At 67.7% G+C, this 23,021-nt stretch carries 23 protein-coding genes; 15 read left to right on the top strand and 8 right to left on the bottom strand.

What is annotated here, in order from left to right; genetic code table 11:
• A partial coding sequence (locus G3O00_RS25280; protein WP_241025323.1) for a helix-turn-helix transcriptional regulator occupies positions 1 to 453 on the top strand: 453 nt, incomplete at its 5' end.
• Between the two features lie 43 nt (positions 454 to 496).
• Here G3O00_RS25280 and G3O00_RS25275 read toward each other — a convergent pair.
• Positions 497 to 1,390 (bottom strand): LysR family transcriptional regulator, encoded by an 894-nt coding sequence (locus G3O00_RS25275; RefSeq protein WP_241025322.1) that lies wholly within the window; start codon positions 1,388 to 1,390, stop codon positions 497 to 499.
• A 173-nt stretch (positions 1,391 to 1,563) separates the two neighbouring features.
• Between G3O00_RS25275 and G3O00_RS25270 the strand changes: the two genes are divergently transcribed.
• From G3O00_RS25270 to G3O00_RS25260, 3 genes are all read left to right on the top strand, one after another.
• Complete coding sequence (locus G3O00_RS25270) at positions 1,564 to 2,577, top strand: NAD(P)H-quinone oxidoreductase (RefSeq protein ID WP_206144641.1); 1,014 nt, start codon at positions 1,564 to 1,566, stop codon at positions 2,575 to 2,577.
• 229 nt (positions 2,578 to 2,806) lie between these two features.
• Positions 2,807 to 3,790: a LysR family transcriptional regulator gene (locus G3O00_RS25265; RefSeq protein ID WP_206144640.1), complete on the top strand. Its 984-nt coding sequence runs from the start codon at positions 2,807 to 2,809 to the stop codon at positions 3,788 to 3,790.
• Positions 3,791 to 3,834: 44 nt separating this feature from the next.
• Complete coding sequence (locus G3O00_RS25260; RefSeq protein ID WP_206144639.1) at positions 3,835 to 4,275, top strand: BON domain-containing protein; 441 nt, start codon at positions 3,835 to 3,837, stop codon at positions 4,273 to 4,275.
• Positions 4,276 to 4,394: 119 nt separating this feature from the next.
• On the opposite strand, the gene G3O00_RS25255 is transcribed toward G3O00_RS25260, so the two are convergent.
• From G3O00_RS25255 to G3O00_RS25245, 3 genes are all read right to left on the bottom strand, one after another.
• Positions 4,395 to 4,841, bottom strand: a complete 447-nt coding sequence (locus G3O00_RS25255; RefSeq protein ID WP_206144638.1) for a PaaI family thioesterase — start codon at positions 4,839 to 4,841, stop codon at positions 4,395 to 4,397.
• A gap of 98 nt (positions 4,842 to 4,939) precedes the next feature.
• On the bottom strand, positions 4,940 to 5,278 hold the full coding sequence (locus G3O00_RS25250; RefSeq protein WP_206144637.1) for a hypothetical protein: 339 nt from the start codon (positions 5,276 to 5,278) through the stop codon (positions 4,940 to 4,942).
• Positions 5,279 to 5,419: 141 nt separating this feature from the next.
• Positions 5,420 to 5,575 (bottom strand): DUF3309 family protein, encoded by a 156-nt coding sequence (locus tag G3O00_RS25245; protein WP_041493418.1) that lies wholly within the window; start codon positions 5,573 to 5,575, stop codon positions 5,420 to 5,422.
• Positions 5,576 to 5,784: 209 nt separating this feature from the next.
• Between G3O00_RS25245 and G3O00_RS25240 the strand changes: the two genes are divergently transcribed.
• The 6 genes from G3O00_RS25240 to G3O00_RS25215 all read left to right on the top strand — a co-directional run bounded on the left by G3O00_RS25240 (position 5,785) and on the right by G3O00_RS25215 (position 11,359).
• On the top strand, positions 5,785 to 6,459 hold the full coding sequence (locus G3O00_RS25240; protein WP_206144636.1) for a histidine phosphatase family protein: 675 nt from the start codon (positions 5,785 to 5,787) through the stop codon (positions 6,457 to 6,459).
• A gap of 19 nt (positions 6,460 to 6,478) precedes the next feature.
• Positions 6,479 to 7,510, top strand: a complete 1,032-nt coding sequence (locus tag G3O00_RS25235) for a phosphotransferase (RefSeq protein WP_174929835.1) — start codon at positions 6,479 to 6,481, stop codon at positions 7,508 to 7,510.
• A 58-nt stretch (positions 7,511 to 7,568) separates the two neighbouring features.
• A complete protein-coding gene (locus tag G3O00_RS25230) occupies positions 7,569 to 8,333 on the top strand; it encodes an SDR family oxidoreductase (RefSeq protein WP_043179052.1) in 765 nt (254 codons plus the stop codon).
• 7 nt (positions 8,334 to 8,340) lie between these two features.
• Entirely contained in the window at positions 8,341 to 9,099 is a 759-nt protein-coding gene (locus tag G3O00_RS25225; protein ID WP_206144635.1) for a glucose 1-dehydrogenase, read from the top strand.
• Between the two features lie 33 nt (positions 9,100 to 9,132).
• Positions 9,133 to 10,377 (top strand): acyl-CoA dehydrogenase family protein, encoded by a 1,245-nt coding sequence (locus tag G3O00_RS25220; RefSeq protein ID WP_206144634.1) that lies wholly within the window; start codon positions 9,133 to 9,135, stop codon positions 10,375 to 10,377.
• Between the two features lie 76 nt (positions 10,378 to 10,453).
• Complete coding sequence (locus G3O00_RS25215) at positions 10,454 to 11,359, top strand: LysR family transcriptional regulator (protein ID WP_011356623.1); 906 nt, start codon at positions 10,454 to 10,456, stop codon at positions 11,357 to 11,359.
• A gap of 120 nt (positions 11,360 to 11,479) precedes the next feature.
• On the opposite strand, the gene G3O00_RS25210 is transcribed toward G3O00_RS25215, so the two are convergent.
• Complete coding sequence (locus tag G3O00_RS25210; protein WP_174929838.1) at positions 11,480 to 12,445, bottom strand: LysR substrate-binding domain-containing protein; 966 nt, start codon at positions 12,443 to 12,445, stop codon at positions 11,480 to 11,482.
• A gap of 163 nt (positions 12,446 to 12,608) precedes the next feature.
• On the opposite strand from G3O00_RS25210, the gene G3O00_RS25205 reads away from it, so the two are divergent.
• The 5 genes from G3O00_RS25205 (at position 12,609) to G3O00_RS25185 (ending at position 18,028) form a co-directional block, all read left to right on the top strand.
• The gene (locus tag G3O00_RS25205; protein WP_206144633.1) at positions 12,609 to 13,721 is read left to right on the top strand and encodes a CoA transferase; all 1,113 of its coding nucleotides are present in this window, start codon (positions 12,609 to 12,611) and stop codon (positions 13,719 to 13,721) included.
• A complete protein-coding gene (locus G3O00_RS25200) occupies positions 13,718 to 15,064 on the top strand; it encodes an MFS transporter (protein WP_206144632.1) in 1,347 nt (448 codons plus the stop codon). Before G3O00_RS25205 ends, G3O00_RS25200 begins: the two co-directional genes overlap by 4 nt.
• Positions 15,061 to 16,407, top strand: a complete 1,347-nt coding sequence (locus G3O00_RS25195; RefSeq protein ID WP_206144631.1) for a PhoPQ-activated protein PqaA family protein — start codon at positions 15,061 to 15,063, stop codon at positions 16,405 to 16,407. The genes G3O00_RS25200 and G3O00_RS25195 overlap by 4 nt, the downstream gene beginning before the upstream one ends.
• A gap of 161 nt (positions 16,408 to 16,568) precedes the next feature.
• Entirely contained in the window at positions 16,569 to 17,627 is a 1,059-nt protein-coding gene (locus tag G3O00_RS25190; protein WP_206144630.1) for a porin, read from the top strand.
• Positions 17,628 to 17,668: 41 nt separating this feature from the next.
• The gene (locus tag G3O00_RS25185; protein ID WP_206144629.1) at positions 17,669 to 18,028 is read left to right on the top strand and encodes a BON domain-containing protein; all 360 of its coding nucleotides are present in this window, start codon (positions 17,669 to 17,671) and stop codon (positions 18,026 to 18,028) included.
• A gap of 88 nt (positions 18,029 to 18,116) precedes the next feature.
• On the opposite strand, the gene G3O00_RS25180 is transcribed toward G3O00_RS25185, so the two are convergent.
• The 3 genes from G3O00_RS25180 to G3O00_RS25170 all read right to left on the bottom strand — a co-directional run.
• Entirely contained in the window at positions 18,117 to 21,257 is a 3,141-nt protein-coding gene (locus tag G3O00_RS25180) for an FAD-binding and (Fe-S)-binding domain-containing protein (RefSeq protein WP_206144628.1), read from the bottom strand.
• 36 nt (positions 21,258 to 21,293) lie between these two features.
• Positions 21,294 to 22,058, bottom strand: coding sequence for a 2-keto-4-pentenoate hydratase (locus G3O00_RS25175; protein WP_206144627.1), 765 nt, complete (start codon positions 22,056 to 22,058; stop codon positions 21,294 to 21,296).
• 49 nt (positions 22,059 to 22,107) lie between these two features.
• Positions 22,108 to 23,021 (bottom strand): MFS transporter (locus G3O00_RS25170; RefSeq protein WP_206144626.1); only part of this gene is annotated, 914 nt, incomplete at its 5' end.

Below are 23,021 nucleotides of genomic sequence, written 5' to 3'. Positions count from 1 at the left end.
CGGCGGCTGGCGGTGGCCGGCATGGGCGCTGCGGTGCTGCCCGCGTATCTCGCCGACGCCGATCTGGCTGCCGGCACGCTGGTGCGCGTTGCGCCGATTCGCCCGCTCGCGCCCGTCACGCTGAAGCGGGCCGACCGGTTTCCGGCGGTCGGCGCGTGGTATCTGCGCGAACTCGCGCGCGCGTTCGACGCGGACCGGGCGTCGAATGCCGCGCCGGCCGCGCGGCCCGGCACGGCCGGCAACCTGAGCGCGCGTGAAGTCGAGATTCTCGATTACGTCGCGCGTGGCCTGTCGAACAAGGAGATCGCCCGCGCGCTGCGCGTTGCGCCGGAGACGATCAAGTGGCACCTGAAGAACATCTTCGAGAAGCTCAACGTCACGTCGCGCATCCAGGCCGTGCGCAGCGGGCTGGCGCTCGATGCGTCGTCCCGCACGCGCGTCGGCGACGAATAGGCGGTGGCGGGCGGCGCGCCGGCGTTGCCCCGGTGCGACCGGCTCATCGATGCGCGTCGAACGCGGCCACGATCTCGTCGATCGTCGCGCGGATACGTGCGGTGTGGCGCAGGTCGCGATGCGTGACGAGCCAGACTTCGTATGGCGCTTCCCGCGTCTGCTCGGGCCAGATGCGGGCGAGGCCGTCGCGTTCGCCCATGTGCACCGGCACTTCGCCGATGCCGAGGCCCGAACGTAGCGCGGCGCGCATCATCAGGCTCGAATTCATCCGCCCGACGATGCGCCCGGCAGCGATCGGCTCGCCGGCGATCGCCGGCTTCCGGCTCGCGTCGACATACGGCTGGTAGACGACCAGGTCGTGCCCCGCGAACGCGCTTCCGTGCGCGGGCTCGCCGTGCCGTTGCAGATAGTCGTGCGAAGCGAACAGGCCCATGTCCCAGCAGGCGAGGCGGCGCGCGACGAGATCGGGGTTGTCGGGCCGCACGGTGCGCACCGCGATGTCGGCCTCCCGTTTCGCCAGGTTCAGGACTTGAGTCGCCGTGTTCAGCGACACGCATACGTCGGGATGCTTCGCATGCAGCCGCGCGATCGACGGCATCACGAATTCGAGCGCGAGCGCATCGGTCGTCGTGATCTTGACCTCGCCGGCGAGCCGCCGGTCGACGCCCTGCGTCAGCCGGACGAGCTCGTGCGCATGCTGTTCCATCGCCTCGGCGGCGCGCAGCGCCAGCTCGCCGACCGGCGTAGTCAGGTAGCCCTTCGACGAGCGCAGGAACAGCGTGGCGCCGAGCATGTGCTCGAGTTGCGCGAGCCGGCGCCCGACCGTCGCCTGGTCGACCCCGAGCGTTTGCGCCGCGCGGCGCAACGTGCGTTCGCGATGAATCGCGAGGAACACGCGTGCGTCGTCCCAGTTCATCGCTTGTGCTGACTGATGCATTTTTGCATTCCTCGTTCGGCAATTCACTGCGTGCCTGCGAGCGGCACCGTCCCTAGACTGTCTTCACACCCATTGCGATGCCGCGATTCGAGGATGATCCGCGAATCGGCCGCGCATCGACGAACGTTGAGGATCATATCGTGAGTGATGACGTGAAACCCCTGCCCGCCGACATGACGGCGATCGAAATCGTGCGTCCCGGCGGCCCCGACGTGCTCGTGCCGACCACGCGCCCCGTGCCGTCGCCGGGCCACGACGAAGTGCTGATCCGCATTCATGCGGCCGGCGTGAACGGCCCCGACGTATTCCAGCGCAAGGGGCTGTACGATCCGCCGCCCGGCGCGTCCGACATTCCCGGCCTCGAGGTTGCCGGCGAAGTTGTCGCGGTCGGCCGCGACGTCACGCGCTTCGCGATCGGCGACGAAGTCTGCGCGCTGATTCCGGGCGGCGGCTACGCGGAATACGCGGTGGCGAACGAGAGCAATACGCTCGCGATTCCCGACGGCCTCGACATGACGGAAGCGGCCGCGATGCCCGAAACCTTCATGACGGTCTGGCTGAACCTGTTCCAGCGCGGCCGGTTCGCCGCCGGCGACAGCGTGCTGATTCACGGCGGCGCGTCGGGCATCGGCACGACCGCGACGATGCTGGCGAAGGCGTTCGGCGCGTCGACGATCATCACGACGGTGGGCTCGGAAGCGCAGCGCGACGCGAGCCTGCGGCTCGGCGCGGATCTCGCGATCGAGTACCGCAACGAGGATTTCGTCGACGCGGTCAAGCGCTTCACCGACGGCAAGGGTGTGGACGTAATCGTCGACATCATCGCCGGCGACTACGTCGCGCGCAATTTCGCGGCCGCCGCGATGAACGGCCGCATCGTCCAGATTGGCGTGATCAACGGGCCCGCGAAGGAGCTCGACCTGTTCCCGATGTTGACCAAGCGCCTCACGCACATCGGCTCGACGCTGCGCTCGCGTACCTACGAGGAGAAGGCGCAGCTCATCCGCGAGCTGGAGGAAGCCGTGTGGCCGCTGATCCGGCAGGGCACGGTGAAGCCGCAGGTCTACCGGACCTTCGATCTTCGCGATGCGAGCGGGGCGCACGCGCTGATGGATTCCGGCCGCCACATCGGCAAGATCGTGCTGCGCACGCCGGCGTCCGCCACAGACGACAAGCATTCCACATGACCGGCCCGCGCTTCAGCCCCCCGGACGGGGGGCTGAACGCTTCGCGGCGAATGGCGACAATCGGTACCACTGAACATGACGGCGCGCGGCGCGATCGATGGCCCTGGGGCCGGTCGATGCGTGGCGGGCTGCGGTTCTAAACCGAGGCTGCGTCGCGCGGCCGGGCGCGGGTTGGCCCGGTCGTGCGCGTGGCGGATGGCGCGCCGGCCGCGATGGACGATGAATCGAAATGGACATGCTTGAAAACATGCGGACCTTCGTGCGTGTCGTGCAGGCCGGCAGCTTCACCGCCGTCGCGAGGCAGGGCGACATCGCGACCGCGCAGGTGTCGCGGGCCGTCGCCAGCCTGGAGGACTACGCGCAGATCCGTCTGCTGAACCGCACGACCCGCAAGATCGCGCTGACCGACAGCGGGCGGCGCTATTTCGAACGGCTGCTGGCGATTCTCGGCGATGTCGACCAGGCGAACGCCGAAGCGCGCAATGCACTGGTCCGCCCGTACGGGCGGCTGCGCGTGCATACGATGCCGGGGCTCGGGCAGAGCCACGTGACCGCGTCGGCTGTCGCGTATCAGGCGCTTTATCCCGAGGTGTCCGTCGAAATGACGTACTCGCAGCGGCTGCCGAATCTCGTCGAAGAAGGGTACGACGTGTCGGTCGTCACCGCGTCGAGCCTGCCCGATTCCGGCTATATCGCGCACTCGTGCGGCCGGAGCTACAGCGTGCTGGTGGCGTCGCCGGCCTATCTCGCGCGGCACGGCACGCCGCGCAACCCGGCCGAACTCGCGGGCCATACGTGCCTGTGCCTCGATACGCCCGCCGACGCGAATGGCGAATGGCACCTGCACGGCGGCGACGGCGAGGTCGTGACGCACGCGGTGCTGGCCGCGCCGTTCCACGCGAATGCGCCGGAAGCGCTGTCGATCGCGCTGCGTGCGGGGCTGGGCATCGGCTCGCTCGCGATTTACTCGGTCATCGACGATTTGCGCAGCGGGCGGCTCGTCCGCGTGCTGCCCGATTACCGGCTGACGATGCTCGACGTCTACGCGATGTTTGCGTCCCGCCGCTTCGTGGATGCGAAGATCCGCACCTTCCTCGACCACCTGCGCGCGACGCTGTCGCCCGCGCTGGCGGCCGACGAACACGCGCTCGAATCGATCGCCGCGCCGCGCGGCCGTGCGTGCACCCGTGCGATGTCGGGTGCGGCGGCCTGACCGCTTTCCCCCGCAGTTTCCGTTCGTTCCTTGAGGAGAATTCGATGAAGATTCGTCTTGCCGTCGTTGCAGGTTGTGTCGCGCTGTCGCCGATCCTGGTTCATGCGCAATCCGGTGCGCCCAATGCGGACGTGTCCGGCCCGCAACACGTCACCACGTCGCCGGCTGCGTCGTCCGTCACGTCACCGTCACCGTCGCCGTCGCCGTCGCCGTCGGCGGCGGCGGCGGCACGGTCCGCGAAGAAGGCCGATCGCGCGGCCGATCGCGCATTCGCGAAGAAAGTCCGCCAGGCGATCACGAAGGCGCCCGGCATCGGCGGCGCACAGGTCACCGTATTTGCAAAGGCGAAGACGGGCGACGTGACGCTGGCCGGGCAGATCACGGACCAGTCGCAGGATCAGGTCGCGGTGGATGCGGCCCGCCAGGTGCCGGGTGTCACGTCCGTGAAAAGCCGGTTGCAGTTGCGCCTCGAAGGCTCGCAGTAACGGGCATGCGCCCCCGGGCGGCTACGTCCGGGGCATTCGCCCGATGAATGACACGCCGATTTGCACGCCGGCGCCGCTTCGTTGCTGCTCGGCGCGGCGCGGCGCTGCGCTGTGTTGCGTCAAGCGCGATCGCGCTTGTCGTGCATCACCATGATGGTTTGCTGCATGACCGCGCACAGCGTTTCCTTGTCGCCGGTGACGGCGAAGACTTCCGCCTTGGTCACGATCAGCGTCCGCCCCGGCCGGACCACCTCGCCACGGGCGATCAGCTTGTCGCCCGCCGCAGGCGCGACGAGGTTGATCTTGTATTCGACGGTGAGCACCGACGCATCGGCGGCCACCGTGGTCATCGCTGCATAGCCTGCGGCCGAATCGGCGATCATGCCCACCACGCCGCCGTGGACGAAACCGTGCTGCTGTTCGATGCCCTCCCAGTGCGGGACGTGGATCTCGGTCCGTCCGATGTCGATCAGCGGCATCCTGGCCTGGATCAGGCGCATCGCGTGCTGCTTGTCGAAACTGGTGGCGACGGATTCGAAGTAGTTCGGGTTGAGGGCTTCGGTCATGGCGCTGTGAGTGAGAGGCAGGAGCGGAGGCTGAGCGCAAGCGGCTGCGGGCGTGTCCGGAAGCGTAACGCAACGACGCCGGACGCGTGGTGAGCACGCTATGGATAGTCGAAATACTTCGCGACACCGTGCCGGTCGCCATCGAAATCGATGGTGGGGCAGGTGCCGATCTCGGGGCGCCCGCCCCAGGTGAGATGCAGCACCGAATAACGGCCGGGCTCGTCGATGTGGGTGCAGATCACGTCATCGCATCCCAATGCGTGGGCGATCACCTTGAGATTGCGCCGGTAGAACGGATGGTCCGGGTGGATTTCGATTTCAAGTTCCGCCTGGATGCGTGCGTGATCCGTATCGCACGCGCGTGACGGATCGTCGAATGTGCACCACCAGTCCGAACCTGCCGCCGGGTCCAGCTTCGTTTCGTCGTTGGAGGTCATGGAGGGCTTGTCTCGCGCGTCATGCCCGTGAATCGACTGCCGGCCCTCCCGGCGCCGGGAGGGGCGCTTCGGGAATGGCCGGCAGGGCCGGTCGCCATTGTTTCATACGGGACTCGGCCTGCCGGCTCGCGTGCCGCGGCCTCAGATGCGATCCAGCAGCACCAGTATCACGACGATGATGACGATCATCCCGACGGTGCTCGACGGCCAATAGCCCCAACTTCGGCTATGGGGCCATGCAGGAAATGCACCGACGAGTATGAGAATCAGTATGACGATAAGGATCGTACCGAGCATCGCACCCCTCCTGGAACGGATTGGACATCGCGGTTCTCCCGCCGGAGGCGACTGGAGCAATGCGTGTGCCGCGATGGCGCGCGCCGGGCAATGGCCAGGTCTGGAGAGGGGATGAATTCACGAAATGAATACCCCCGGATTCAGAAAATAAAGTTTAAAAATGCGTCCTTGCCCCCTATGCTGAATCCTTCTGATCTGGCGGGCATGCGATGGCTGAACTTTTTCTGGTACGGCACGGGCAGGCGTCCTTCGGCACGGACGACTACGACCGGTTGTCCGCGGCGGGCGAGCAGCAGGGTGTCTGGCTCGGCGAATACTTCGCGCAGCAAGCGCTCACATTCGACCGCGTGATCTGCGGCACGCTGAACCGCCACGCGCAGACGGTCGACGCGATCCTGCGCGGGATGGGCCGCGAAGGCGCGCCAGTCGACCGCCACCCCGGCCTGAACGAATACGACTTCCACGGCCTGTTCGCCGCCGCCGCGCACGACTACCCGGACATCGCCCGTCTCGCGGCCGGCTCGATGAAGGAGCATTTCCGCGCACTCCGGCAGGTGCTGCAGCTCTGGTCGGAAGACAAGCTCGGCGATTCGGCCCCCGAGACCTGGGCGCACTTCCAACAGCGCGTGGCCGAGGCCCGCGCGGCGATCCGCCACGGCGGCGGCCAGCGCGTGCTGGCGGTGAGCTCCGGCGGCCCGATCGCGGTCACCGTGCAGCAGGTGCTGGCCGCCCCGCCCGCGAGCGCGATCGCACTGAACCTGCAGATCCGCAACAGCAGTCTTTCGCAGTTTTTCTTCAACGCCGATGCGTTCCACCTCGCGTCGTTCAACGGCATCCCGCATCTGGAGGATCCCGAACGACACGCGCTGCGAACCTACGGCTGACCCACGAACGATCGCGACGATGACGAACCCTACCCAGCAACTCGACGTAGCCCGCCTCACGCGCTATCTGGAAGCGCACGTGCCGGGCTTCGAAGGCCCGGTCGACTTGGAGAAGTTTGCCGGCGGCCAGTCGAATCCGACTTTCCTGCTGCACGCGAAAAGCGGCCGCTACGTGCTGCGCCGCCAGCCGCCGGGCGAACTGCTGAAGTCCGCGCATGCGGTCGACCGCGAATTCCGCGTGCTGAGCGCGCTGTCGGGCACCGCGGTGCCGGTCGCGCGTCCGTATCACCTCTGCGAAGACCGCGACGTGATCGGCAGCATGTTCTACGTGATGAGCTACGAGGACGGCCGGATCTTCTGGGATCCTGCGCTGCCGGAACTGCCGAAGGCCGATCGCGCGGCGTGCTACGACGCGTTGCTGCAGACGATGGCTGCGTTGCACGACGTCGATGTCGATGCGGTGGGCCTTGCCGACTACGGCCGCCCCGGCAACTACTTCGAGCGCCAGATCGGCGTGTGGACGAAGCAGTACCGCGCGGCGGAAACCGAGCGGCTCGACGCGATGGAGACGCTGATCGACTGGCTGCCGAAGGCATGCCCGGCCGACACGGGCCGGCCGACCCTCGTACATGGCGATTTCCGGATCGACAACCTGATGTTCGCGCGCGACAGCTTTCGCGTGCAGGCCGTGCTCGACTGGGAACTGTCGACGCTCGGCAACCCGCTCGCCGATCTCGCGTATCTCTGCATGTGCCTGCGGCTGCCGTCCGGCGGGCAGGTGCGCGGGCTCGCGGGCCAGGATCGCGCGGAACTCGGCGTGCCGGACGAAGCGGCGATCGTCGCGCGCTATTGCGAACTGCGCGGCATCGAGCCGATCCGCGACTGGCATTTCTACCTCGCCTTCAGTTTCTTCCGGCTCGCGTCGATCGCGCAGGGCGTGAAGGCGCGCGCGCTGCAGGGCAATGCGTCGAGCGAACAGGCGCTGCGTGTTGGCGAGATGGCCGGGCGGCTCGCCGAACTGGCCGTCGGCGTGATCGACGCGCATCGCTGACATCGCGGGTTTCACCGCGCGGCGGCACGACAACACATCAATGGAGGAGCACAGCAACATGGCAACGAATCTGTTCGACCTGACGGGCAAGATCGCCCTGGTGACGGGCGCGAGCCGCGGCATCGGCGAGGAAATCGCGAAACTGCTCGCGGAGCAGGGCGCGCACGTGATCGTGTCGAGCCGCAAGCTCGACGACTGCCAGGCCGTGGCCGACGAGATCGTCGCGGCAGGCGGCCGCGCCGAGGCGCTGGCCTGCCACGTCGGGCGGCTCGAAGACATCGCCGCGACGTTCGAGCACATCCGCGGCAAGCATGGCCGCCTCGACATCCTCGTGAACAACGCAGCCGCGAACCCGTATTTCGGGCACATCCTCGATACCGACCTCGCCGCGTACGAGAAGACGGTCGACGTGAACATCCGCGGCTACTTCTTCATGTCGGTCGAGGCCGGCAAGCTGATGAAGACGCACGGCGGCGGCGCGATCGTCAACACCGCGTCGGTGAACGCGCTGCAGCCGGGCGACCGGCAGGGCATCTACTCGATCACGAAGGCCGCGGTCGTCAACATGACGAAGGCGTTCGCGAAGGAATGCGGGCCGCTCGGCATCCGCGTGAACGCGTTGCTGCCGGGTCTCACGAAGACGAAGTTCGCGGGCGCGCTGTTCGCCGACAAGGACATCTACGAGACCTGGATGGGGAAGATCCCGCTGCGCCGCCATGCGGAGCCGCGCGAAATGGCCGGCACGGTGCTGTATCTCGTGTCGGATGCGGCGAGCTACACGAACGGCGAATGCATCGTCGTCGATGGCGGCCTGACGATCTGAGCGCGCGATGAAGATCGACAGCTACGCCGGGCAAGCCGTGATGATCACCGGCGCCGCGAGCGGCTTCGGCGCGTTGCTCGCAAGCGAGCTGGCCGCGATGGGCGCGCGGCTCGCGCTCGGCGACCTGAACGTCGACGCGCTCGAACGCGTGGCCGCGCCGCTGCGCGCGGCCGGCGCCGACGTGATCGCGCAGCGCTGCGACGTGCGTATCGAAGCGGAAGTGGCCGCGCTGGTGCACGCGGCGGCCGAGCGTTTCGGCCGGCTCGACGTCGGCATCAACAACGCGGGCATCGCACCGCCGATGAAGGCGCTGATCGACACCGACGAGGCCGATCTCGACCTGAGCTTCGCGGTGAACGCGAAGGGCGTGTTCTTCGGGATGAAGCACCAGATCCGCCAGATGCTCGCGCAGCGCGCAGGCGTGATCCTGAACGTCGCGTCGATGGCCGGGCTCGGCGGCGCGCCGAAGCTGGCCGCCTATGCGGCGTCGAAGCATGCGGTGGTCGGGCTCACGAAGACGGCGGCCATCGAATACGCGCGCCACGGCATTCGCGTGAATGCGGTGTGCCCGTTCTACAGCACGACGCCGATGGTCACCGACAGCGATATCGGCGACCGCCAGGACTTTCTCGCGCAGGGCTCGCCGATGAAGCGGCTCGGCCGGCCCGAGGAAATCGTCGCGACGATGCTGACGCTGTGCGCGAAGGAAAACACTTATCTGACCGGGCAGGCCGTCGCCGTCGACGGCGGTGTCTCGGCCTTCTGACGAAACCGAACGAACGGAATCGAGGAGTCGATCATGGATTTTGGCTACACCCCGAAAGTGGAAGAACTGCGCAGCCGCGTGCGCGCATTCATGGACGCGCACATCGTGCCGCGCATTCGCCAGTGGAACGAGGAAGTGCACGCGGGCCAGTATCCCGTGTCGTTCATGGAGGAACTGAAGGAGCGCGCGAAGGCGGAAGGGCTGTGGAACCTGTTCCTGCCGCACCTGAAGGACGACGAGCCCGGCGTGGGCCTGACGAACCTCGAATACGCGCCGCTCGCCGAGATCATGGGGCGAGTGGGCTGGGCGTCGGAAGTGTTCAACTGCAACGCGCCCGACACCGGCAACATGGAATTGCTGCACATGTTCGCGTCGCCGGAGCAGCGCGAACAGTGGCTGAAGCCGCTGCTGCGCGGCGAGATCCGCTCGGCATTCGCGATGACGGAGCCTGACGTGGCATCGTCGGATGCGACAAACATCACGACGCGCATCGAGCGCGTAGGCGACGAGTACGTGATCAACGGCCGCAAGTGGTTCATCACGAACGCCGCGCACCCGAACTGCAAGATTTTCATCGTGATGGGCAAGACCGATCCCGAGGCCGCGTCGCACCAGCAGCAAAGCATGATCCTCGTGCCGCGCGACACGCCGGGCGTGACGATCGTGCGCAACATCACGGTGGTCAATCACTATGCGCCGGAAGGGCACTGCGAGATCACGTTCGACAACGTGCGCGTGCCGGCGAGCAACCTGCTGGGCACGGAAGGCAGCGGCTTCGCGCTTGCGCAGGCCCGCCTCGGGCCGGGCCGCATCCACCACTGCATGCGCTCGATCGGCGCGGCCGAGCTCGCACTGGAGTTGATGGTCGACCGCGCGCAGTCGCGCGTCGCGTTCGGCAAGCCGCTGAACAAGCACGGCACGGTCGGCGAATGGATCGCGCGCTCGCGCATCGAGATCGAGCAGGCGCGTTTGCTGGTGCTGAAGGCCGCGTGGATGATCGACAAGGTCGGCGCGAAGGCCGCCCGCAAGGAAATCTCGATGATCAAGGCGCTGGTGCCGACCGTCTATACGGACGTGTGCGACCGCGCGATGCAGGTGTTCGGCGCGGCGGGGTTGAGCCCCGATACGCCGCTCGCCGACCACTGGACCTGGGGCCGCGCGCTGCGCTTCGCCGACGGCCCGGACGAGGTGCACCTGCAGGCAATCGCGCGGATGGAAATCCAGGGCGGCGAGCCGGGTTCGACGGCCCCGTACCTGACGCCGCCGCTGCGCGGCTGAGCATCGCGCCACGATGCGCAGGGCCGTGGACGAACGGGAGGCGCACGCCGTAAGATGCCGGCAAGGAGATCCGGCGATGCGCCTTTCGAAGATTGACCTGAACCTGTTCGTCGTATTCGACGCGATCTACACCAAGCGCAACCTCACGCGCGCGGCCGAGGTGCTGAACCTCACGCAGCCGGCCGTCAGCAACGCGCTGGCGCGGCTGCGCAAGACCCTGAACGATCCGCTGTTCGTCAGCACGCCGGCCGGGATGATGCCCACGCCGCTGGCCGAGAACATCGTCGGCCGCGTGCGCGAGGCGATGCAGCTGCTCGATTCGAGCGCGCATGAAGGCGACGTGTTCGATCCGGCGTCGTCGACGCGCGTGTTCCGGATGAGCATGAGCGACCTGACCGAAGCGCTGCTGCTGCCCGCGCTCGGCGAACTGCTGCAGACGCATGCGCCCGGCATGCACGTGCGCAGCTACACGATGGACCGCCGCGAAGTCGCGACCGCGCTCGCGAACGGCTCCGTCGACATCGCGATCGACGCGCCGCTGATCGGCGATCCGCACCTGCACCAGGCGCTGCTCGTGCGCGACCGCTATGCGTGCATGATCCGCGACGATCACCCGTTCAAGGGCGACACGCTCACCATGGACGACTACCTTGCGATGGGGCACATCCACGTGTCGAGCCGCCGCAAGGGCAGCGGTTACGTCGACGCGGAACTGACACGCCTCGGGCTGCGCCGCACCATCCAGATGCGCGTGCAGCACTACATGGTCGCGCCGCTGATCGCGATGCGCGGCGATCTCGCGCTGACGGCGCCGCTGCGGCTGCTGCAGCGCTATCCGGCGCGCATTCTCGAACTGCCGTTCGAGATGCCGGCCCTCGAATACTTCTGCTATTGGCATCGCAGCGCCGATCAGGACCAGGGCAGCCGGTGGCTGCGCGAGCAACTGATGATGCTGATGGGCGGGATCGGCGACGCGCAGTGATGTGCAGTGATGCGCGGTAATGCGTGTGCGGCGGCCCTCGGCGACTTCGGCGTGAACCGACTGCATACCAAGTGGATTTCTCGATGATGCGGCTGCAAGCCCCCCCGCGATAGCCGCGCATCAACGACGCGCAGCTTCGACCGCATCGCGAAACCGCTGCAGCGCGGGCAGGCCGACCATCGTCGCGAGATGGATCAGCGCGATTTCCCCCACCGGCATGACCGGAAAACCGCCGACGCTGCGGATCACGCCCATGCGCGCATAGTGCAGCACGGCCGACTGTGGCGCGACGGTCAGCGCGCCGAGCGCGTCGGCCATCTGCAGGTTCGTGTGAAACGACATCGATTCGACGAGCGGGCGCGGCGGCATCAGGCCGTGATCGACGAACAGCGCGTCGAATGCGCGGCGGGTGTCGGTGCCGGCATGCGGGACGATCCAGTCTTCGCGCTGCAGCTGCTCCGTCGAGATGCGTCGCGCATCGGCGAACGGGTGCGCGAGCGGACACGCAATCGCCAGCGGTTCTTCGTACACCGGAAGAATCGTGACGTCGAGCCCGTCGAGCTTCGCCAACGCTTCCGCGTCCGGGCGGCTGATGATGCAGTCGATCCGTCCGGCGGACAGCGCGTCCAGCAGCCCCGAGACGTTCGATTCCATGACCGTGAGCCGTGGCGCGGGGGCGTCCCGTGTCAGGTTCCGCATGATCTGCGGCAACAGCGCGACGCTGACCACGGGCAGCATGCCGATGCGCAGCAGCGGCCGGCCGTCGTCGTTGCCGTCGCCGGCCAACGCGACGTCGAATTGCGCGAGCGCGATCCGCAGGCGCTGCAGGACGGCTTCGCCGTCGGCGGTCAGCCGTCCGCCGCGCGCGCCGCGCGTCACGAGCATCGTGCCGAACACCGCTTCCATCTCCTGCAGCATTTTCGTGATCGCCGGCTGGGACAGGTGCAGCGTGCGTGCGGCCGCGGCGAGCGAGCCGCCGTCCGCGACCAGTTCAAGCATGCGCAAGTGCCGCAGCCGCAGGAAATTGCCCGCATTGCGTCGCCCGGAAATCAGGTCGGGATTCATGTTTTCGGAATGCTGGTTCATGAATCTTCAATTTTCCTGAAAGCGCAACGTGCCCACAATAGCGACTCGACCTAATGGAGACAGACATGCGCAAGGGGTTGGGACAAGCAGGGGACCGGCAACGGCAGCCGACCGGGTCGCCGCAGCGCCGGACAGTCGCGAAACGAGCGACGGGAGCGCGGACATGACGACATTCAAACCGCTCGCCGGGATTCGCGTGCTGGATTTCACGCACGTTATCGCGGGCCCGCTGGCGACGTTCCACCTGGCACAGCTCGGCGCCGAGGTCGTCAAGATCGAGAACCGCAACGGCGGCGACGTGATGCGTCGCGGCAATGGCCGGATGGGCTTCGTCGCGCTGAATGCCGGCAAGCGCTCCATCGAACTGGACCTGAGCGACGCAGGCGACCGCGACCAGGCGCTCGAACTCGCACGTGAAGCCGACGTGCTGGTCGACAGCCTGCGGCCGGGCGTGCTCGACCGGTTCGGCCTGGGCGACGGCCCGCTGCGGGCGCTGAATCCCGGGCTCGTCTACTGCGCGATCAGCGGCTGGGGAAACACCGGGGCGTGGCGGGACCGGCCGGCCTACGACCACGTCGTCCAGGCGGCGACGGGCATGACGCTGATGGCCGGCCGCGAAGGCGAGCCGCCGGTCAAGACGGGCTTTCCGGTGGTCGATGCCGGCACGGGGCTCGTCGCTGCGATGGCGATCCTGGCCGCGCTGCGCGAGCGGGATACAACCGGTCTCGGGCGTTATCTCGACGTGTCGATGACCGGCGCCGCGTTGCAGTTGATGTATCCGTTCGCCTGCCAGGCGCTCACTGGCCGCGTTGCGCCGCCACGGGTCGGCAACCAGGGCTACTCGGGCAGTCCGGCAGCGGACCTGTTCGCCACCCAGGACGGCTGGGTCGCGCTTGGCGCCAACACGCCCCGGCAACTGGCGGCCGCGCTCGGTGTCCTCGGGCGCGCCGACATTGCACGCGATCCCCGCTATTTCGATCCGCCGCTGGATGCCGGCGGGCCGGCAGCATTCCTGCGCGCCAGCGACCCGGCGGCGTTGCGCGACGCACTGGCCACCGCGATTCGTGAATGGCGTGCAGCCGACCTCGAGGCGGCCTGCGCGGGCGTCGGCGTGGCATGCGCGAAGGTGCGCACGATCGTCGAGTTCGTCGACGACGCGATGAACCACGACGCGCTCGAATCCGTCATGTTGTCCGACGGCGATTGCAGCGTGCTGTCACCGGGCCTGGGCTATCGCGTGCACGCGTCGCGACCTGACGGAGGCGCGTCGGCATGAATACCGGAATGGAATGCTCGACGGACGGCGGCGGCAGGGCCGCACGCAGCGATGCGGACCGGGTGTTCGCACGCATTACGAGACGTCTCGTGCCGCTGTTGTTCCTGTGTTATCTGACCGCGTTCGTCAATCGCAACAATATCGGCCTCGCGAAGCTGCAGATGCAGGGGGCGCTCGGATTCACCGACGCGGCATACGGCGTCGCGGCCTCGGCGTTCTTCGTCGGCATCCTGATGTTCGAGCTGCCGAGCAACCTGATGCTGCGGCGGGTCGGCGTGCGCCGCACGCTGCTGCGGATCATGGTGCTGTGGGGCGTGGTCGCGGCCGCGACGATGTTCGTCAGGACACCGGGCCAGTTCTACACGCTACGCTTCCTGCTCGGCGCGTTCGAGGCGGGATTCTTCCCCGGCGTCGTGGTGTATCTCACGTTCTGGTTTCCGCCCGAGCGCCGCGCGAAAGTCATTGCGCTGTTCATGACGGCCGCCGCCGCGGCCGGGCTCGTGACCGGGCCGGTATCGGGCTGGGTGCTGAACTCGATGAGTGGCGTGGCGGGGCTCGACGGCTGGCAATGGCTGATGCTGCTGGAGGGCGTGCCGAGCATCGTGCTCGGCGTGATCGCGTACCGGGTGCTGCCCGAAGGCCCCGAACACGCACGCTGGCTGTCGTCCGACGAGCGCCGCATCGTGCAGCAGGCGCTTGGCGCGACCGATGGCCTGCCTGCTGCCCGCCATCCGTTGCGCGCCGCGCTGCGGGAGCCGTGCGTCTATCTGCTGGGCTTCACGACGTTCTCGCTCGGGTGCGCAACCAACCTGCTGATTTTCTGGCTGCCGTCCATCATCGAGGCGACCGGCGTCACGAACCTGCAGCACGTCGGCCTGTATGTCGTGATCCCGAACCTGATCGGCACGATCGCGATGGTCTGGTACGGCCGCCGTTCGGACCGGCGCCGCGAGCGCTACGGACATTTCATCGTCGCGGTCGGCACGGGCATTGCGGGACTGTGCACGATGGCCGTCTCGCACGGTGCGCTGCCCGGCGTCATGGCCGGCGCCATCGTGGCGACCAGCGGCATCGCGTCTGCCTACCCGGTGCTCTGGGCGATTGCGACGCGCCTGTTGCCGCGCGACGCGGCTGCTGCCGGCGTTGCGCTGATCTCGAGCATGGGCGCGGCATCCGGCGTGAGTTCCGCGCTGTTCGGCGCGATCCGTGTGCGGACGGGCAGCCTCGACCCGGCGCTCTATCTCGTCGCGCTCGCGCTCGTCGCCGTGGTGCTGCTGTTCGCTTGCGTCATTCGTCCCAAGGCCGCCGAAGCGGCACTCATCAACCAGGAACTCCGCTCATGAATCAGACGTTCACCGACACGAAGCCGGTGCTGGGGCCGGCCCCCTTCTTCGACAAAGCCGAATTGCTCGACGAATCGACGCTGCAGCCCGAGATCGTCTCGGATGACGTGCGCGAGAGCCGGCATCGCGCCGGGCGCCGGGTTCGCGTCATCGAGCTGACCTTCACCAGCCAGCAATGGCACGGGCTCGTCTGGCGGCATCCCGCCCGCATCTACGTGCCCGACGGCTATGACGGCGACGGCGCGGCCGGCATCATCGGCACGGAGCGCCAGGCCTTCGAGCCCGCGGAATGGGCCCGGCGCGTCATTCCGGGCACGACGCTCGACACCGAGGGCGAATACGCGGAAGGCACCGCGCTCGACCTCGGGATGCCGATCATGATCTTCGCGAATCCGGCCGATTGCCCGTTCGGCCTCGACGAATCGGATTTCACCGGCTATGCGCTGAAGAAGATGCTGGAGACCGGCGACCTGACCTGGAACGGGTACTACCCGATCGCCAAGGCGTATCTGCGTGCCATCACGCTGCTGCATTCGCTCGCGGGCATCGGCACCAGGCGGGCCGTCCTGCTCGGCCATTCGAAACGCGGGGTTGGCGTGGCCATTGCGTCGGGCGCCGACCCGGACCGGGTGGCGGGCGTGATGGTGTGCGGCTACCACGGCGGGAACAACCTGTATCACCTGGCGACGAAGTTCGCCGAGTTCGGGCCGCACGTCGCCGGGCCGTCGGAGTCGCGAGCGGGCCCCGGCTTTCAGGGGGCGGAGACGATGCTGCGCGCGCTCAACAATCCCGTCGGTTTCCAGATGCTGATGCACTTCGATCCATATCTGTGGCGTGACCGGATCAAGGCCGCGTACCTCGTCGCGCTCGGCACGAACGACGAGTTCTTCGCGCTCGGCGCGCCCAACAGCATGATGACCGAGATGCCGGGCGACAAGGCCTATTTCGCCATCGACAACGTGCGGCATTCGTGGGTCTCCACGAAGCATCTCGCGGCGTGGCGGATGTGGCTTGCCCGCACCTTCGCCGGCCGTCGCGTTCCGCGCATGCCGGTGGTCCGGCACGGGATGGCCGATGACCGGCTGGACGTTGCCGCACGCGTCGAGCCGGAGCAGGTGTCGGGTGTCAGGCTGTTCCATGCGTTTCACCCGGTCTCGCAGGACTGGCGCAGCGCCACGTGGCAATCGACGCCGATGGCGGCACGCGACGGCGAGTGGCACGCCGCGTTGACCCTTCGGGCGGGCTACAACCTTGCGTGGTACGTCGAGGTCGAGCACGACGGCGCGGGTGGGCCGGGATACGTCAGCTCGCTCGTGCAGAACGTCGGGCGGCCGGCCGAGTAATCCAGGAGGACGGGGATCGGCGCACGCGGGCACGCGGTGCGCCGATCCCGGCAGCAACAGGAAGCGATCGGCCGCGGGTGTCGATCGATTGTTTCGGAATGCAAATCATGAAATGAAGCGGTGAAGAAAACATAAAGCCAGGCACTGGCAGGAGGAGACGGATGAGGAAATTCGCATGGATGGCATTGCTCGGCGCATTGCCGGGCATCAGTGTGGCGCAGTCGAGCGTGACCCTCTACGGGCAGATCGGCGGCGGGATTCGATGGACCAATGGCATGCAGGGCGGGAGCGCCGTGGGGTTCAACAACAACCTGATCTCGGGTAACGATTTCGGCATTCGCGGCAAAGAGGATCTGGGCGGCGGGTTCAAGGCGCTGTTCGTGCTCGACGGCGCCTTCAGCAGCGGCACGGGCGCACTGAAAACGTCCGGCACGCTGTTTTCACAGGCGGCCTACGTGGGCGTGACGGGCGGCTTCGGGCGCCTGACGTTCGGGCGCCAGTTCAATGCGGCGACCGATTTCGGGATCGTCGTGGATCCGGCCGGCGGACGCGGCCAGTCGCTTGCCATCGAGCCCGGTGTGCTTTGGAGCGGCAATCCGTTCACGCTCGATTCCCGCTTCAACAACACGATCAAATACATCGGCGAACTGGGCGGCCTGCGTGTCGCGGCGAGCTATTCGCCCGGCGGTGTTGCCGGTAATACGCGTGCCGGAACCAATTTTTCTGCTGCGGCGATGTATCAGTACCAGACGGTGCTCGGCGGTGCGTCCTACTCGAAGACGTACAGCGCTGACGCGACGCAGTCCGCGCAGACCTGGATGGCGGGCGGGACCTGGCAGATCGGTGCCGGCCGGCTCGATGCGAGCTACTCGGCCCTCGACATTTCGAGTGCGAATCCGAGCCGGCCGCATCGTCGCGACAAGATCCCGTCGCTGGGTGTCGTCTACCAGGCCACGCCGTTCCTGCAGCTCACGGCGGGCATGTACGACGACATCGGCAGCAATCTCGGCAACCGGCGCGATGCGGACGGGCACAAGCTCACGACGTATGCAGTCGTCGAGTACTTCCTGTCGAAGCGCACCGAGATCTACGCGGAGTTCGATCGAAACGGCTTCTCCGGCGCGTACCGCACCGATCCGGCCAATATCGCGGCCATCAGCTTGCGGCCGGGCGGCAGTGGCATGACGGGTGCATCGATCGGCCTGATGACGAAGTTCTGAGCAGCGGTCGGCGACATTTTCCGTGTGTGAAGGGAGACTCAATGAAAGGTTTGCAACGTGGATTGATCGCGACCGTCGTGGCACTCGGCATCGTGGCCGTAGCCGGCACCGCGCGAGCCGCATCGGACCCGGCGTCGACAACCGTTGCCAGCGGGGCACCGGCGGACAAGGTGCGCCGAGCTGACGACCGGCGCCTGACACGTCGCGTCAGCGCGGCACTCGCACGCACGCGCGGGCTGAATGCGACGCGCATCGTGGTGCGTGCCCGGAGCGGCGTCGTGACGCTGCGTGGCGGCGTGAGCGACGGTCAGCAGGCCGCGATGGCCGTGGAGGCGGCCCGGCAAGTGGACGGCGTGACGCAGGTGACGAATCAGCTTCGCCTGGGCGAGCAGATGCCGTGATCGGCGCGGGCTGCCCCGATGCGGAGCGATCGGAGGTGGCCCGCGCATCCGGTGAGCGGATGCCACCGGCTGGTTCGTGCGCGTACCGCTAGCGTGACGGGATATTGCCGAGCGCCCGCGCCAGCACCTTCGCCACATGCACGGCCTGCGTCTGCGCGCCGTCCTGGATCTGATGCCGGCAGCTCGTGCCGTCCGCGACGACGATCGCGCCGTCGGCCCGCGCCCGCACAGCCGGCAGCAGCGACAGTTCGGCCATCGCCTGCGACGCGTCGTAGTGTTCGGCTTCGTAGCCGAAGCTGCCGGCCATCCCGCAGCACGACGATTCGACCGGTGACACCTTCAACCCCGGAATCCAGCGCAGCACCGTCTGCACCGGTGTGAACGCGCCGAAGGCCTTCTGGTGGCAGTGGCCGTGGACGAGCGCTTCCTTCGCATCGATTGCATGCAACGGCAGCGACAACCGTCCGGCCTCCTGCTCGCGTACGAGGAACTCCTCGAACAGGAACGCATGGCTCGCGAGCCGTGCGGCTTCGTCGCCATACCCGTATGCCAGAAACTCGTCGCGCATCGACAGCAGGCACGAAGGCTCCAGCCCGACGATCGCGACGCCGCGTTCGAGGTACGGCCGCAACGTATCGAGCGTGCGCTTCGCCTCGGCCTTTGCTTCGTCGACGAGCCCAGCCGCAAGGAACGTGCGGCCGCAGCACAGTGGCCGTTCGCCCTCGCGAACGTTGAAATGCACCGTATAGCCGGCGGCTTCGAGCACGTGCTGCGCGGCGTGCGCGTTGTCCGGTTCCTGGTAGTTGCTGAACGTGTCGACGAAAAGCAGCACTTCGCGGGTGGCCGAGCCGCTTTGCGATGCTGATGTCGCACTGGCACTGGCACTGGCACTGGCACTGGCACTGGCACTGGCACTGGCACTGGCACTGGCACCCGCACCCGCACCCGCGCCCGCGCCCGCACCCGCAAGCGCATCCGCATTCGCGAGGAACGGCCGCGCAAACACAGGCAACGCCCGCTGTGGCGCGAGCCCGATCCATCGCTTCATCCACGATGAAACGACCGGCATGCCATTCGCGAACGCAATCGCACCACGCATCCGCGCGGCCCACGGCGCATAACGCGGCAGGTACGCAACGAGCCGTTCACGCAGTGTCGTGCCGTGCTTGCGGTTCCACGCATGGCGCGCCTCGATCTTGAAGCGCGCCATATCGACACCTGTGGGGCAATCGCGCTTGCAGCCCTTGCACGACACGCACAGGTCGAGCGCGGCCTTCACGTCGTCGCCGGCGAGGCCATCGGCGCCGAGCTGGCCCGTCACCGCGAGCCGCAGCGTGTTCGCACGGCCGCGCGTCACGTGCTGCTCGTCGCGCGTCACGCGGTAGCTCGGGCACATCGTGCCCGCATCGAACTTGCGGCAGTGGCCGTTGTTGTTGCACATCTCGACGGCCGACGCGAGCCCGTGCGTGATGTCGGTGCCGGAGCCCGGGGCGGTTTCGTCACCGGTCAGCGGATTGCGCGTGACGTTCCATGCCGACCAGTCGAGCGCGGGCCGCAGCGGCAGCGCCGCATATCCGGGCGCGAAGCGGAAGTGTTCACGCGCATCCATGCGAGGCGGATTGACGATCTTGTCCGGGTTGAAGCGGTTGTCAGGATCGAACAGCGCCTTGATTTCCGCGAACGCCGCGTTCAGACGCGGGCCGTACTGCCACGCGACCCATTCGCCGCGACACAGCCCGTCACCGTGTTCGCCCGAATACGCGCCCTTGTATTCGCGCACCAGTGCCGCCGCTTCTTCGGCGATCTCGCGCATGCGCGTCGCGCCGTCGCGCCGCATGTCGAGAATCGGCCGCACGTGCAGCGTGCCGACGCTTGCGTGCGCGTACCACGTGCCCTCGGTTTCATGCTTGTGGAATACGTCCGTCAGGCGGCGCGTGTATTCGGCGAGGTGTTCGAGCGGCACCGCGCAATCCTCGATGAACGACACCGGCTTGCCGTCGCCCTTCATGCTCATCATGATGTTCAGCCCGGCCTTGCGCACGTCCCACAGCGCCTTCTGCGCGCCGGCATCGGTCATCTTCACGACGCTGTCGGGCAGGCCGAGATCGGCCATCAGTTCGGCGAGCCGGTCGAGCTGCGCGAGTTGTGCGTCGCGCGATTCGCCCGCGAATTCGACGAGCAGGATCGCCTGCGGCTGCCCGACCAGCGCCTGCTCGATCACCGGACGGAACGCCGGGTTCTCCATCGACAGGTCGATCATCGTGCGATCGACGAGCTCGACCGCCACCGGCTTCAGCTTCACGATGTGCTGCGCGGTGTCCATCGCCTGGTAGAAGGTCGGGAAGTTCACGACACCGAGCGCCTTGTGCGCGGGCAGCGGCGCGAGCTTCAGCGTGATCTGCCGGCTGTACGCGAGCGTGCCTTCCGAGCCGACGAGCAGGTGCGCGAGATTCGCGTGACCGTCGTCGGTGTACGCGCGCGGGTTCTGGCAGTCGAACAGGTCGAGGTTGTAGCCGGCCACGCGGCGCAGCACCTTCGGCACGCGCTCGACGAGCTCGTCGCGCTCGCGTTTCGCGATGCGTTCGACGCCGTGCAGCAGGTCGAGCGTGCGGCGGTCGGTGACGGGCTGCGCGAGCGAACCGAACCGACATTCGCTGCCGTCGGCGAGGATCGCGTCGATCGCGAGCACGTTGTGCACCATGTTGCCGTACTCGATCGAGCGCGATCCGCACGAGTTGTTGCCGGCCATCCCGCCGATCGTGCATTGCGCGGCCGTCGACACGTCGACCGGAAACCACAGCCCGTGCGGCTTCAGCCACGCGTTCAGGTGATCGAGCACGATGCCGGGCTCGACGGTGACGGTGCGCGCCTGCGCGTCGAACTCGACGATCCGGTTCAGCCACTTGCTGTTGTCGACGACGAGCGCCTCGCCGATCGTCTGTCCGCACTGGCTCGTGCCGGCGCCCCGCGCGAGCACGGGGATCTTGCGGTCGCGCGCGATGTCGAGCGCGATCCGCAGGTCGTCCTGGTCGCGCGGCACGACCACGCCGAGCGGCATGATCTGGTAGATCGACGCGTCGGTCGCATAGCGGCCGCGGCTTGCGCGGTCGGCGTAGACGTCGCCGCGCATTTCCGTGCGCAGCCGCGCGAACAGCGGCGACAGCGCGGCGCCTTGCGACGGCACGAGATGAACGGGGCGAACCAGCGAAGGCGAGACGGCGGATGTCATGGCAGCGGTCGGTATCGGGTGAGGGGCAGGCGGGGATCAGGCGAGGGTCACGCTGACGGGCGGCAACCCCGGTATGCGGCCGACAGCCGTGCCCGCCGCGTTCGGGAAAAACATCCCCGTGTAAGAGCCGGTCGTGACGACGGTGCCGGCCGGCAGCGCGATGCCGCGCCGCGACGCGTGATTCACGAGCCACGGCAGCAGGCGGCGCGGGTCGCCGGCCGGGTTGGTGCCCGGCGCCGAGCCGACGATGTCCTGCCCGTCGAACGAAAATGCGGGGGCCGGCGCGACGAACGGGAAATCGTCGCGATAGCCGGTCATCTCGCCGAGCACGAGCGCGCCGTGGTTCTGCAGGTCGGCGAGTTGCGCGACGGGGGCGACGTCCGGCCATTCGCGGAAGCGGCTCGCGACGATCTCGATCGATGCGCCCATCTGCGCGATGCCGTCGAACACTTCGTCATCGGCATAGGCGGCCGCACGCGGCGCGAAGTCGCGGCCGAAGCGGAACGCGATCTCCAGTTCGAGTCCGAGCGGCCGGAACGCGCCGCGCGGCAGCGTGACGCCGCTCGCATGGCGACAGTCGTCCGGCAGCGGCGCACCCTGGATCGGGCCGTCGGGCTGCTTCGCGCCGACCTTCCATGCGCCGATCGCAGCGCTGCGCGCGGCGAGAACTTGCGCCTGCACCGCATAGGCGGCGTCGGCATCGGCGGGGACGAGTTCCGAAGGCAGTGCGGAGAACGCGATGCCGTGTTGCCAGCCGGCGGCGAGCCGGACGGCGAGGTCGTGGGTAGCTTGTTGGTTCATCGTTGCAGTCAAAAAGGCGGGCGCCGCCGGCGGCAGCGCCCCGTTGGCATCAGGCCGGCGAGCGATTGGCGGCCGGTTGTTCGGCGGGGGCATCGGCGAAGCGGCTGTCCGGTTGCATACGGAACGCGAGCAGCACGCCCACGCCCATCAGCACCATGCTGCCGATGAACGGCAGCTCCCAGCTGCCGAAGCGGTCGATCACGAAGCCGGAGATCACCGGCGACAGGATTGCCGCGAGCGCGGAGCCGGAATTCATCATCCCGCTCGCGGTGCCCGAGTATTCCGGCGCGATGTCCATCGGCACGGCCCACATCGGCCCGATCGTCATTTCGGCGAAGAAGAAGCCGGCCGCGAGGCACGCCATCGACACGTACAGGTGATGCGTGAACAGCAGCGGCAACAGCGCCAGCAGCGTGAGCAGCATGCAGATCGACACCATCCAGCTGCGCGCACGCTTGAGGCTGCCGGTGCGTGCGTAGACGCGGTCGGTGACGATGCCGCCGAGCGTGTCGCCGATCACGCCCGCGAAGAACACCGCGGACGCGAACACGGCCGATTTCTTCAGGTCGAGGTCGTAGCTGTGCAGGAAGTACTGCGGAATCCAGCTGAGGAACAGCCACAGCGTCCAGCCGTAGCAGAAGTACACGATCGTGACGGGCATCATCCGGCGGAACAGCGGGCCCCACGGCACGTTCGCGGGCTTCTGCTTCGGCGGCGGCAGCGCATCGAGTTCGGCCTGCGTGATGCGCGGGTGGTCCTTCGGGTGTTCGGTATAGACGAGCGCCCACACCGCAACCCACACGATGCTGATCACGCCGCAGATGTAGAACGATTCGCGCCACCCGTACACGGCCATCACCGCGACGACGGCGGCCGGCGCGACCGCGTTGCCGACCCGCGAGAACGCGTGCGTGATGCCCTGCGCGAAGCCGCGCTTCTCGCGCGGCACCCAGCGCGACATCG

Origin of the sequence: Burkholderia sp. Ac-20384, from assembly GCF_017104605.1 — a bacterium.
Classification (GTDB): domain Bacteria; phylum Pseudomonadota; class Gammaproteobacteria; order Burkholderiales; family Burkholderiaceae; genus Burkholderia; species Burkholderia lata.
The sequence above is the reverse complement of the archived record's forward strand: the minus strand, read 5'-3'. Positions and strand labels throughout refer to the sequence as shown.